Source organism: Shouchella rhizosphaerae (genome assembly GCF_036700015.1).
Lineage (GTDB): Bacteria > Bacillota > Bacilli > Bacillales > Bacillaceae_D > Shouchella > Shouchella rhizosphaerae.
This window is the reverse complement of record NZ_CP144921.1, coordinates 2,058,240-2,072,201: the sequence shown is the minus strand read 5'-3', so window position 1 is coordinate 2,072,201 and position 13,962 is coordinate 2,058,240. Positions and strand designations below refer to the sequence as shown.

Here is a 13,962-nt window from a genome sequence, read left to right as displayed (position 1 = left end):
ATTTGAAAAGGTATGCTTCTCAATTTCCATTAAAGTGCTCATTCTTTCTTATCTTCCTGTTGAAGGGATCCTTTACTAAGAATCAGTTCATTAATAACCTTTTCAATAAACAATTCCTCTTCTTTGTTAAAAGCACTAGGGAACAAATAAGGATTAGACTCAAATAAAGAACTTTCACCTTTTTCGAGTTGTTCCAGCGCTACTTCGTCTAAAAGTGGGGCGACTACTGGTTTCAAAATAGAGATCATGGCTTCGGCATGTGCCAGAACTTCAGGGTCATTCGGTGCTTTTCCTGCTTGAATGAATCGTTTCATTACACTAGTCCATACAGTCATTTCTTTATCCAACTCAAGTTCTTGTGTATGTGAGTGTAGTTTATTATACACAGAATCGGACTCATGTTCAGTTATCCAGCGATTTCGTACCTCTGCATTTTTTAAAGCATGAATAAGGACAAGCAATGATTCTTCATCTACAGGATCTGAACCTGAAACAATCCCTTGAACACGAGTAATGATGTGTATCACTGTATCAATCTGTTTTTTCTTTTCTAGCAGCATATTTTTCTGCTCAACCATTGTCTGTGCTAAATCTTGTTCCGGACGCTCTAAGTGTTCTAAAATTTCTCCAAGTGATAAATCCAAAAATTTCAGCACTAATATTTTCTGAAGCTGGGCAATGGATCTGTTGTTATAAACTCGATGCCCATGTTCCGTGTAGTCAAAAGGTTTCAATATCCCTGTTTGATCGTAGTGTCGCAGTGTTCGTTGAGTAATCCCAGTCAGTTTCGCAAATTCCCCAATGGAGTATTTTCTTTCCATCATCAATGTTCTCACTCCCTTTCTGTTTAAACTCTAACACTTGACGTTATGTCATTAGCAAGTATTTTTTTCTTATGGCATTGTGTAGTAATGAGGAAGTAACAATGGACATTTCAATTTATAAATGCACGACAGTTTGTTCATATTCACAGAGGATTCCCGCTCTCGGCTTTCGGGAAGCATAAAGTTGCACAAGCTGTTTCTTAAATTCGACTGTGAACTTTCTTCCTTCCAGTCGCTGCTCCATACTCGCTACCTTTTTCATGTAAATAATTCAACTCATTCTCATTTAACTCAGTAACAAAGGACCCTCTTCTTTTGAAATTGCCATTGTTTCCTCCTTTTTAATAAAAGATTCTTTTTACTGAGAATGTATTGATACCTACTTTTTTTCTAACTAATAGGTATAATACTAAGTTCCAAAAGATCATCGTTGCAACGGTTGAAATTGCAGCCCCTAGGACACCTAAAGAAGGGATCAAAACTATATTTCGTAATAAATTCCGACATTTATACAGCTTGATTTTGGGTGGTACTTACCGGTACTGCTGGAGACTAAAAAAGTACCAAAGCTTCGCAAGCCTTGGTACTACAGGTATAGGTTGACTAGAAGAAGCACATCATACAAAAAATGCTCTCATCGGTTATCATTTAGAAGAACTTTCTTCTAATTAATTGGTCAACAATGGACTTTTTGATGAACATTTTCCTCTCATTTTATGTTATAAGAAGTCCTTTGAGAGCAATTCTTTTATGACCATCCACCGTACATGTGATTAGTGTTATCTCGTTTTTTCCTTCTTCATCTAACAAAATGTCTGTTTGTGTCGGTTCAATTATTTGAGATGAGGTAATTTCATAGGTATACGTTTTGTTATCTGCAATTAATCTCACTGTTGCCCCAATAGCTACGTCTGGGAGATTTCGAAAAAAACGATCTCCTCTGTAGCCTCTATGACCTGCTATTGTGAAATTGCCTTCTCCTGGAATTTGATTAGGTTTAATCTGTGTTAAACCTACATTAAGGTTGTACTCGGTTGTTTCCGGCAAAACCATTTGATTAAGGTCAATATCAGGAATCTCTAACCAGATAACGTCTTTCGCATACTCGAACTCTTCCTTCATCACCTGCGCACTTGCTTCATTTGAAATAAGATTTACAGCCTGCGTTAATCGATCTATTTCTTTTCCAGTCTTCCATTCATGATAAAAAGGAATGGAGACAAGAATGAGTCCAATTAGTATGGACACAATTCCTGTCATTACTTTCACATTTCTCATTGAACTCATCCCCTTTCAATTAAGAAATAGCCCCTTTTCTTCGATTAAACACTACGAGCAAGCTTCCAACGATAATGAATAATGAACCTACTATTAATAGATATCTAAACCATTCCTCACCAGTTTGAGGTAATGTTTTAGGCAAGTCCTCTGTTTTTTCACTCGTTGGAGGTGTTTCGGATGGTTCTGGTGTTTCAGATATCGGTGGAGGAGTCAGCTCTTCCGATGGCTGTTTCGTGTTTTGCACGAATAGCTCTAGAACTTCTTCTGCTCCAACCTTCACCGTAAATTCAATCGCATGATCTAACTGCTGGTAACCTTCAGGCGCTTTAGTTTCAATTAATTGATAATCGCCCGGGGTTAAATCTTTAACATCTGCTAAACCAAGATCATTTGTAATAATCGTCTCTACTACTTGATCCTTATCATCTCGAATTTCAAATTCTGCCCCCTGCAACGTTGCATCCGTTTCTGAATCAACTTTAATAATGGTTACACTACCTAAAATCAAGTGATTGATTGCCTCTAGCATTACAACTTCCTGCTGATTGAACTCAATTTCGAATGTTAATGGCTTCTCATCTAACTTGTAGCCAAACGGCGCTTCGGTTTCCACAAAATAGTAGCTGCCTGGCACTAAGTCACTTACCACCAGTTTACCTTCCTCGTCCGTTGTGAGACCCGTTTGAAGATCTTCACCTTCAGAATCGTATAAAGTGAAGACTGCTCCTTCAAGTGTCTCTCCGTCTTCATCAACTTTTGTCAGTTCAACTGCGCCTGGTAGTATGGTGTTTTCTTTTATAACTTCCACCTGTGCTTCTTGATTAAATACGATCTTAAATTCAAGTGGTGTTGCATCCAGTTCATACCCTATTGGTGCTTCGGTTTCTACAAAGTAATAGCTGCCTGGTGGTAACTCTTCTACTATTAGTCGACCCTCTTCATCCGTTGTCAGATCGGTTTTAAGTACATTGCCTTCTGCATCATATAATGTGAAGACCGCTCCTTCAAGAACGTTCCCATCTGCATTGACCTTTGTCAGCCCAACTGATCCTGGCGTAAACTCGTTTACAAAACTCAATTCAATGGTTTCTGTTTGGCCTCGTTCAATCTCAAATGGGATTGGCGTAGGGTCTAGCTCATAACCTGGAATCGTTGCCGTTTCAACCAATTGATAGCTGCCTGGCTCTAAATCATCCAATAACAGCACACCATTCTCTCCTGTGAGCAACCCTTCACGCAGTGTATTTCCTTCACTGTCCTGAAGTTCAAACTCTACACCTTCAAGAAGCGTTCCATTTTCATTTTCTTTTGTTAATTCAACGGCACCTAGAATCAACACATTTTCCTTTGTTAGTTCTAGCTGCGCTTCTTGATTGAATACAATCTCAAACTCTAACGGTGTAGAGTCTGGCTCGTATCCAAACGGTGCTTCGGTTTCTACAAAGTAGTAGCTGCCTGGTGCTAAGCCCTCTACTACTAATCGACCTTCTTCATTTGTTGTTAGTCCTGTTTCCAGTTCATTATCTTCTGCATCGAATAAGCTGAAGACCGCTCCTTCAAGCGTTTCTCCTCCTTCATCGACCTTAGTCAGTCCGACAGAGCCTGGCGTGAATTCATTAACAAAACTAAGTTCTCCTACCGTTGTTTCTCCTAACCCAATTTCAAACACAATCGGTGTTGGATCTAGCTCATAACCAGGAAGCGTCGCTGTTTCAATGAGTTGATAATTTCCTGGTGCTAAATCATCAATCAACAACTTGCCTTCTTCATTTGTAAGCAATCCGTCACGCAGTGTGTTTCCTTCGCTGTCCTGAAGTTCAAATTCAACCCCTTCAAGAAGGGTGCCATCTTCGTCTTCTTTCGTTAACTCAATAGCTCCTGGAATCAAGGTATTTTCTTTCGTTAGTTCCAGTTGCTCCTCTTGATTAAAGACAACTTCAAACTCTAACGGCGTGTCATCCAGCTCATAACCGAACGGCGCTTCCGTCTCTACGAAGTAGTAATTGCCTGGTTCAAGATTTTCAACGACGATTCTTCCATCTTCATCCGTTGTTAGTCCAGTTTGAAGTTCATTGTCTTCTGCATCATATAGGCTGAAAACAGCTCCTTCAAGTGTTTCTCCAGTCTCTCCAACCTTTATCAGGCCGACAGACCCTGGGCTGAACTCATTCACAAAGCTTAGTTCTACGGTTTCTGTTTGACCCAGTGTAATTTCAAATGGGATTGGTGTTGGATCCAATACATATCCTGGAATCGTGGCTGTTTCGACTAGCTGATAGTTGCCTGGTACTAGACCATCAATAAACAGCGTACCTTCTTCATCCGTTAGCAGTCCCTCTTGTAATACATTTCCTTCACTATCCTGGAGGGCAAACTCTACACCTTCTAGGACGGTTCCATCTTCATCTTCTTTCGTCAATTCAACAGCACCTGGAATCACCGTGTTTTCTTTCGTTAATTCTAGCTGCGACTCTTGATTAAAGATGATCTCAAACTCTAAAGGAGTATCGTCCAACTCATAGCCGAATGGCGCCTCTGTTTCTACAAAATAGTAGGTGCCTGGTGCTAAATCTTCTACTACTAATTGACCTTCTTCGTTTGTTGTTAAACCTGTTTGTAATTCATTGTCTTCTGCATCAAATAAGCTGAAGACGGCTCCATCAAGCACTACCCCGCCTTGCCCAACTTTTGTTAAGCTAACAGAGCCTGGCGTAAACTCATTAATGAAACTAAGTTCTCCTACAGTCGTCTCCCCTAAACCAATTTCAAAAGGGATCGGTGTTGGATTCAGTTCATATCCTGGGAGCGTTGCTGTTTCCACCAATTGATAGCTTCCTGGTGTTAAATCGTCAATAAAGAGTGTTCCTTCTTCATCAGTGAGTAATCCTTCACGTAGTACATTTCCATCACTATCCTGAAGCTCAAACTCTACACCTTCAAGAAGGGCCCCTTCTTCATCGACTTTCGTTAATTCAACAGCGCCCGGAATTAAGAGATTTTCTCTTGTTAATTCCAGTTGTGCCTCTTGATTAAAGTCGATTTCAAATGCTAATGGCGTATCGTCTAGCACATAACCAAACGGTGCTTCAGTCTCTACAAAGTAGTAGCTGCCTGGTGCCAGATCTTCTACAACCAATCGACCTTCTTCATTTGTGGTTAGATCTGTTTGTAGTTCATTATCTTCTGCATCATATAGGCTGAAAACAGCTCCTTCGAGCGTATCCCCATTTTCTCCGACTTTTGTTAAACCGACAGAGCCTGGCGTAAACTCGTTCACAAAGCTTACTTCAGTTACAGTTGTTTGTCCTAAGCCAATCTCAAATGAAATCGGTGTTGGATCCAGCTCATAGCCTGGGAGTGTTGCTGTTTCAACCAATTGATAGCTTCCTGGTGTTAAATCGTCAATGAAAAGTTTACCTTCTACATCTGTAAGCAAGCCTTCACGTAATGTATTGCCATCACTATCTTGAAGCTCGAATTCCACGCCTTCAAGAATCGTTCCATCTTCATCTTCCTTTGTTAGTTCAACCGCACCTGGTATTAACGTGTTCTCTTTCGTTAATTCTACCTGCGATTCTTGGTTAAAGTCGATTTCAAATGGTAACGGTGAATCGTCTAACACATAACCAAAAGGTGCTTCAGTCTCTACAAAATAGTAGCTACCTGGCACTAAATCTTCTACGACGAGTCGACCTTCTTCATTTGTGGTTAGGTCTGTTTGAAGTTCATTGTCTTCGGAATCGAATAGACTGAAAACAGCTCCTTCAAGCGTTTCGCCATCCTCTCCCACTTTACTAAGTCCCACAGAGCCTGGTAACGGGCTATTCTCTTTTGTCAGTTCAATTAGTTCTTGAACCGCCAAATCAATGGTAAAAGGAATAGGTGTAGCATCTAACACATAACCCGTTGGCGCCTGTGTTTCAACTAATTCGTAGTTTCCAGGCAAAAGATCCTCGATGAAAAGAATTCCGTTCTCATCAGTTGTTAAGCCGGTAGCTACCTCATCGCCTGCCTCATTAAATAGTGTAAACACCGCCCCCTCAAGGAGCTCTCCGTCCTCACTCTGCTTTGTTAGTTGAACAGAGTTATCCAGATCCATGTACACGCCAACTCTTGCTGGTTCGACAGGTTGTCCTTGATCAGTCGCGATCGCAAAAGAGTTCCATGCGGCTCTTTGAGTAGGATTTACTGTTTTATCCAATACACTCGGATCCACATCCGCTGCTTCTGGAGCTATCATAGTGAAAGTAATGGCAATATCTTCTCCATCAATCCATTCTACTCCATCTCTAAGCTCAATCTTAAAGGAATGAATGGAAGACCAATCATCTACCTCAGATGCCAAGACCCAATTCGGCACCTGTGCCCCTTCAGGATTAGAGAGTTGCTCTGTTGTGTCAGGGTAATTGGTATGTCTGATTAAGTCATCTCGTTCTGGAGTGAGTGCAGTACTATAATACACATCCACTCGATCTGTCCATTGTGACGGAAGCTGAATCGCTTCTGTCAGCTGCGGTGTGAATTGACTACCACGATCAATATTATCAGTGATACCTAAGTCACCAACAGATGGCAAAACATCCATTAATGTCATCGTAGAAATTGTACTTCCCGTTGTATTCGTTAGGGTTAATTGATAATCAATTGCTCCTCCAGGAACCGTTCTTCCAAACCTAGTAAACTCATCATCTAATTCTCCTCTGACAAGTTTCTCTGTCTGGATATTATACTGACCACTCATATAATATTCGTTACTCGATTTCAAACGAGGTTGATCAACATTGCCATTTCCGTTTAAATCCTCTGAATCCGTTTGTAAAACGGTATCTGTTAGTCCTGGATTATCAACAGACGGTACAGTTAACGCCTCATCACCTGAGAACCCATATACATCAAAGGTGAGTACATTCGCTGCCCCTTCATTGATCTGAATATTAATCTCAGAGGCTACGTTATTACCTGGTCTAAGTAGACGATCCGTCCAATTAAACTTAACAAGCTGTCGACCTGTATCATTGTAATTATCACTTACAATTTCAAATGACCCATCTGAAGCTCTTCCGTCCGCATCGGTAAAATCAGCGTCTGGATTATCGGATATGGTGACACCAGGCGGTAACAACACCATAGCCTCTAATGGCTCATTCATCGCCAACGTAGAACTATTCTCCGTATTTAAGTTTACACGCATACGGTTTTCACCAAAATCTACATAGGCACCTTGATGATTCGTTAATTCTACATCAACCGTAGCAATTGGCGGTTGATCTGTCGGTCGTGGAGCAATTTGTGCAGAACGGGGACCGGCGATGTTATTAAAGAATTCTGCGGACCCATATTTCCTACCGTTTGTGTTATTTCCAAATACTGTGCCATCTCCACCGGTACCATATACGTCAAATTCATTTGTCACACTTCCTACATAGCCTGGTTCTACTTCAAAATAGTATGTCGGATGAGCTCCACTCATGCCACTAGGAGCATACGTGAAATTAAGATAAATCGCACTTACTCGTGCGCCTTCTTCAATTCCTAAATCTGCTCTAGTGTAAGTCTGTTGAACACTAGCATTTTCGACTAAAACCAAACGTTCTCCATCCACATCTGCCTCAATATTAAAACGAGGTGGATCTATAAATGGAACACCAGGAGGAAATTGGTTAGTAGGTCTATAAACAAAATTATTACCTGTTTTCATTTCTTTGAACACTAAATGTTCATCAATGTTCATTACGGTTGTATACGCTTGGAAATCCCCTTCGCTACTTTCATGTAAGGGTGAGACATTATGAAAAAAGGCTAATAGCGCATCGTCATATACAAGAGGATTCGGGTCTCTATTTGTATTTGAACCGATATTCCCCTTATCATCTATAGGTCCAATATGCCCAGGAACAAACACATTTCCTCGAATTTCTCCACTCGCAAGATCAGAATTAGCTATCGTTACACTGTGATTTGCGTTAACAGTGGTATCATTATCATTACCAATAAACTGAGCAGTAACATCAACATTATTTGTCAACGTTTGATCAACTGTATTATTACCTACTCTTAATACAACTTCTAGCTCCGTGTTAAACAATGTGTCTTCTGCCGCTTCTTGTTCTTCAATACTTGGCGCCTCAAATGTCCAAGTTAAAGTATTTCCAGTTTGTTCTGGCTCGGGACCAGTGATCGTTGAATGGTATGTTAAACCATTTGGAAGCGTATCAACGACAGTAATTTGAGAGCCGGGCTCTAAATAATTTTGTCCTATATTGTTTTTCGGAATGTCTACTTTCATTTTCCATACCGTTTGTGCATTAGGGATTGGTAAGTTCCTATCATTGCCTCTGGCTTCCGTATATCGTTTAGAAGCAGAAATAGTAGTAGAAGCATCGATTACGACTGTTGCGGTATCTTGCACCTCACCGAATTGATCCGCTTCAAATGAGGCTTGCACGCCAAGCTCTGTACCATTAGCCATCAAACCATTTGTTGTCGCCAATTTGATAATATTTTCATACGTTTGACCTGCTTGTAACCGTTCAAATTGATACACTAACTGGCTTGTTTCCGAATCAAATGTTGGTTCTACACCAGCTATTCTTAATTCTGATAACGATTGATTAAAGGTCACTTCATTTGAAAGTGGCAAATCGATTGTTATTCTTGCATTCGTGTATTCTGTAATAGAACCGGTTGTTTTAAACACTAACTTATAAGCTGCATCGTTCCCAGCCAAGACACTCGCATTCAATGGTGAAATATCAATATCTACATTTAAATCTCCTGCCATTGGTGTAAAGATAGGCTTATCTTGATCTTCATTACTCTCTTCTTCATGTTGATTTGTTTCTTCTTGCTGTTGGGATTCTGTTTCACTGTTTGTGGGTGAGGATTCTTCTTGATTATCACCATTTGTTTCATCAGCGTAATTGTCTTCAGATTTATTTTCTTCTAGTTGTTCATCCTCATTTAAGTTATCTGACTCTGGTTGATCCGAATGGTTTTTTTCAAATTCTTCTACTTCCGCTTCCGTATCAAGTTCTTCTAAATCTTCATTCCCACTGGAACTATCCGATTCCACGGAAACCTTAAACTCTACAATTTCAGTGCCACCGTCTTCAAATTGGCCTCTAACTTGTAGAATATTATCGCCTACATTGAACCCTGTTAAAATGATATTTTCAGAGATTGGAGACCCTTTTTCTTTCGGGATATTTAAACGATTCTCCTCATAATGATACGTAATTTCACTATTAGAATTTAACTCTTTCGTGCTCTCTTCATCATATTCAATTCCTTTTGGAAGAACAAGCTCCAAATTGTTTAAATCCGAGTAGTCTGTTACTACATTAAGAATAACTTGTTCTTGGGTTGGTGTCCCTTCAACAGAGATATCAAGTTCGTTCTCAAACTTTCTTTCCGAAGCTTCCGTTAACCCAACTTGTCCAAACGGCAAGAAAAGAATTAAGAAAATAAGCATTACTATAAAGCCTTTTCTTATGTTACCCTTCTGCTTTCTCATAGAGCCCTCCTTAAATAAAATTAATAACTATATAGAGCCTTACATGCTATTAAGCGTCAATAGATGCGTTATTAGCCCATATATTTACACAAAATCATAACATCGTTAAAAAATCTGTCAAATTATACATAGTAATATCATCTTATCAAGATAAGTTAATTGTAAAAATAAGAATTTTATATAGTTCTAAATAATCATTTTGCATAACTTATTATGATGTTCTCTACAGCATTTACTGAAAAGCTATTTTTAGTGCGTAGCCTGTATTAAAAGTTAAATTACCAACCTAAATTGCTCTTGTTATAACAAGGATTAATTAATTCTATAGTAAGTTAATCTCACTTTAATATATATTGAAATAAAACTCACGAAAATAGATAAAAATGGTAAAAAAGAAGTGCTTTGGACTTGTGTGTTTTATACTTTTTTTATGTGGTATTTTATAAGTGAATTTGAGAATTCGTTTCCTTGTTTTTTTAGTTGATATCCGTCATCCATTTTATGTGGTTTGGCTGAAGGACTCGCAATGTTTCATAGGAAAACTTTTGGTTTAAAAACAAAAAAGCTTCTCCATCGACGGAGAAACTTTATTATCAGTATAAGAAAGCTTCCAAGCGGACTTGAACCGCTGACCCCCACCTTACCATGGTGGTGCTCTACCGACTGAGCTATGGAAGCACAAAAATGGCTCCACAGGCAGGATTCGAACCTGCGACCGATCGGTTAACAGCCGATAGCTCTACCACTGAGCTACTGTGGAACGAAAAAAATATATAGAAAAAGCCCGGCAACGTCCTACTCTCGCAGGAGGAAGCCTCCAACTACCATCGGCGCAAAAGAGCTTAACGACCGTGTTCGGCATGGGAACGGGTGTGACCTCTTTGCCATTGTCACCGGACTCTACTTGACTTCAGATAAGCGGCGAATCTCTTCGTCTCGTTCGTGATTCTTCTTCAGTCACGTACATTTGTACGCTCCTTCAGTCGAACACTTCCAATCCTCGACCTTCTTGCTTCTCTTTGTCAATCGTTTAAGCTTCGGATTTCTTCGTCCAGTTCGTGTCTCTCAGTCAGTCACGTACGTTTGGGTACGCACCCTTCTTCGAGCACTCCTGTCCTCGAACTCCTCGCTTCTCTGACTTCAGAATAAGCGGCGAATCTCTTCGTCTGCTCTGAAGTGTAAGTATGGAAAGAATCGGTGATTCTTTCAAAACTAAATCCGAAATACTCAAGTGTCAAGAATGTATAGGATAAGTCCTCGACCGATTAGTATCAGTCCGCTCCACGTGTCGCCACGCTTCCACTTCTGACCTATCAACCTCATCATCTCTAAGGGGTCTTACTGGCTTACGCCATGGGAAATCTCATCTTGAGGGGGGCTTCATGCTTAGATGCTTTCAGCACTTATCCCGTCCATACGTAGCTACCCAGCGATGCTCCTGGCGGAACAACTGGTACACCAGCGGTATGTCCATCCCGGTCCTCTCGTACTAAGGACAGCTCCTCTCAAATTTCCTACGCCCGCGACGGATAGGGACCGAACTGTCTCACGACGTTCTGAACCCAGCTCGCGTGCCGCTTTAATGGGCGAACAGCCCAACCCTTGGGACCTACTTCAGCCCCAGGATGCGACGAGCCGACATCGAGGTGCCAAACCTCCCCGTCGATGTGGACTCTTGGGGGAGATAAGCCTGTTATCCCCAGGGTAGCTTTTATCCGTTGAGCGACGGCCCTTCCATACGGCACCGCCGGATCACTAAGCCCGACTTTCGTCCCTGCTCGACTTGTAGGTCTCGCAGTCAAGCTCCCTTCTGCCTTTGCACTCTACGAATGATTTCCAACCATTCTGAGGGAACCTTTGGGCGCCTCCGTTACTGTTTAGGAGGCGACCGCCCCAGTCAAACTGCCCACCTGACAATGTCCCTGGCCCGGATCACGGGTCGAGGTTAGAATGCCAGCACCATCAGGGTAGTATCCCACCGACGCCTCCACCGAAGCTAGCGCTCCGGTTTCCAAGGCTCCTACCTATCCTGTACAGATGATACCAACACTCACTATCAAGCTACAGTAAAGCTCCATGGGGTCTTTCCGTCCTGTCGCGGGTAACCTGCATCTTCACAGGTACTATAATTTCACCGGGTCTCTCGTTGAGACAGTATCCAAGTCGTTGCACCATTCGTGCGGGTCGGAACTTACCCGACAAGGAATTTCGCTACCTTAGGACCGTTATAGTTACGGCCGCCGTTTACTGGGGCTTCAATTCAGAGCTTCTCACCATTTGGGATGACCCTTCCTCTTAACCTTCCAGCACCGGGCAGGTGTCAGCCCCTATACTTCGCCTTACGGCTTCGCAGAGACCTGTGTTTTTGCTAAACAGTCGCTTGGATCCTTTCACTGCGGCTCTCTCGGGCGGTTAACCCTACTAGAGCACCCCTTCTCCCGAAGTTACGGGGTCATTTTGCCGAGTTCCTTAACGAGAGTTCTCCCGAGCGTCTTAGAATTCTCTTCTCGCCTACCTGTGTCGGTTTGCGGTACGGGCACCTGTATTCTCACTAGAGGCTTTTCTCGGCAGCGGAGGATCAGGGATTTCGGACCCGAAGGTCCTTCACGGTCACAGCTCAGCCTTACGGAACACGGATTTGCCTATGTTCCAGCCTCGCATGCTTCGACGCGCACAGCCAGCGGCGCGCTCACCCTACCTTTCTGCGTCCCCCCATCGTTCAAACGAATACGAGGTGGTACAGGAATATCAACCTGTTGTCCATCGCCTACGCCTTTCGGCCTCGGCTTAGGTCCCGACTAACCCTGAGCGGACGAGCCTTCCTCAGGAAACCTTGGGCTTTCGACGGATAGGATTCTCACCTATCTTTTCGCTACTCATACCGGCATTCTCACTTCCAAGCACTCCACCAGTCCTCACGATCTGGCTTCGCTGTCCTTGGAACGCTCCCCTACCCAATCCCATACGGGATTGCCATAGCTTCGGTGATACGTTTAGCCCCGGTACATTTTCGGCGCAGAGTCACTCGACCAGTGAGCTATTACGCACTCTTTCAATGATGGCTGCTTCTAAGCCAACATCCTGGTTGTCTGGGCAACTCCACATCCTTTTCCACTTAACGTATACTTGGGGACCTTAGCTGATGGTCTGGGCTGTTTCCCTCTTGACTACGGATCTTAGCACTCGCAGTCTGACTCCCGAGTTAAAGTCATTGGCATTCGGAGTTTGACTGAATTCGGTAATCCTGTGGGGACCCCTCGTCCAATCAGTGCTCTACCTCCAAGACTCATCACTCGAGGCTAGCCCTAAAGCTATTTCGGGGAGAACCAGCTATTTCCGAGTTCGATTGGCATTTCACCCCTACCCACACCTCATCCCCGCAATTTTCAACTTGCGTGGGTTCGGGCCTCCAGTCGGTGTTACCCGACCTTCACCCTGGACATGGGTAGATCACCCGGTTTCGGGTCTACGGCATCGTACTTATGCGCCCTATTCAGACTCGCTTTCGCTGCGGCTCCGCTTCATCAGCTTAACCTTGCACGATACCGTAACTCGCCGGTTCATTCTACAAAAGGCACGCCATCACCCGTTAACGGGCTCTGACTAGTTGTAGGCACACGGTTTCAGGATCTCTTTCACTCCCCTTCCGGGGTGCTTTTCACCTTTCCCTCACGGTACTGGTTCACTATCGGTCACTAGGGAGTATTTAGCCTTGGGAGATGGTCCTCCCGGATTCCGACGGGGTTTCACGTGTCCCGCCGTACTCAGGATCCACTCTGGAGGAAACGAAGTTTCAGCTACAGGGCTGTTACCTTCTTCGGCCTGCCTTTCCAGACAGTTCACCTACTCCGTTTCTTGATCACTCCGTTGTTGAGTGTCCTACAACCCCAAGAGGCAAGCCTCTTGGTTTGGGCTGTTTCCGTTTCGCTCGCCGCTACTCAGGAAATCGCATTTGCTTTCTCTTCCTCCGGGTACTTAGATGTTTCAGTTCCCCGGGTCTGCCTCTCGACATCCTATGTGTTCAGATGCCAGTACCATCCCATTACGGATGGTGGGTTCCCCCATTCGGAAATCTCCGGATCGAAGCTTACTTACAGCTCCCCGAAGCCTATCGCGGTTCGTCGCGTCCTTCATCGGCTCCTAGTGCCAAGGCATTCACCGTGCGCCCTTTCTAACTTATCCTTTTTTCACGTCAGATAACCGTCGCATCTCTTCGTCTGGTTCATGATTCTCAGTCGGTCACGTAGGCAACTACGCTCCCTCCTTCGAACATTTCCCATCCTCGACCTGCTTGGTTCTCTTTGTGAAATGAAAAAAATACATAAAAAAGGTATGCATTGAATT

Annotated in this window: 4 protein-coding genes, 2 tRNA genes and 2 rRNA genes; all 8 read right to left on the bottom strand. The window is 43.0% G+C overall.

The features are described 5' to 3' along the window. Positions 1-38: 38 nt before the first annotated feature. Positions 39-824, bottom strand: coding sequence for a MerR family transcriptional regulator (locus V5G21_RS10390; RefSeq protein ID WP_063609063.1), 786 nt, complete (start codon positions 822-824; stop codon positions 39-41). A gap of 341 nt (positions 825-1,165) precedes the next feature. Next, on the bottom strand, positions 1,166-1,303 hold the full coding sequence (locus tag V5G21_RS21435; RefSeq protein ID WP_095317491.1) for a polysaccharide biosynthesis C-terminal domain-containing protein: 138 nt from the start codon (positions 1,301-1,303) through the stop codon (positions 1,166-1,168). A 235-nt stretch (positions 1,304-1,538) separates the two neighbouring features. Further along, positions 1,539-2,102: a class D sortase gene (locus V5G21_RS10385; RefSeq protein WP_073305818.1), complete on the bottom strand. Its 564-nt coding sequence runs from the start codon at positions 2,100-2,102 to the stop codon at positions 1,539-1,541. Positions 2,103-2,121: 19 nt separating this feature from the next. After that, positions 2,122-9,618, bottom strand: coding sequence for a SpaA isopeptide-forming pilin-related protein (locus V5G21_RS10380; RefSeq protein WP_338465498.1), 7,497 nt, complete (start codon positions 9,616-9,618; stop codon positions 2,122-2,124). Positions 9,619-10,223: 605 nt separating this feature from the next. Continuing rightward, positions 10,224-10,296, bottom strand: a tRNA-Thr gene (locus V5G21_RS10375). Positions 10,297-10,303: 7 nt separating this feature from the next. Beyond that, positions 10,304-10,378 (bottom strand) — tRNA-Asn (locus tag V5G21_RS10370). Between the two features lie 22 nt (positions 10,379-10,400). After that, positions 10,401-10,516: ribosomal RNA gene (gene rrf, locus V5G21_RS10365) — 5S ribosomal RNA — on the bottom strand. A 347-nt stretch (positions 10,517-10,863) separates the two neighbouring features. After that, positions 10,864-13,800, bottom strand: a 23S ribosomal RNA gene (locus V5G21_RS10360). Between the last annotated feature and the right edge of the window lie 162 nt (positions 13,801-13,962).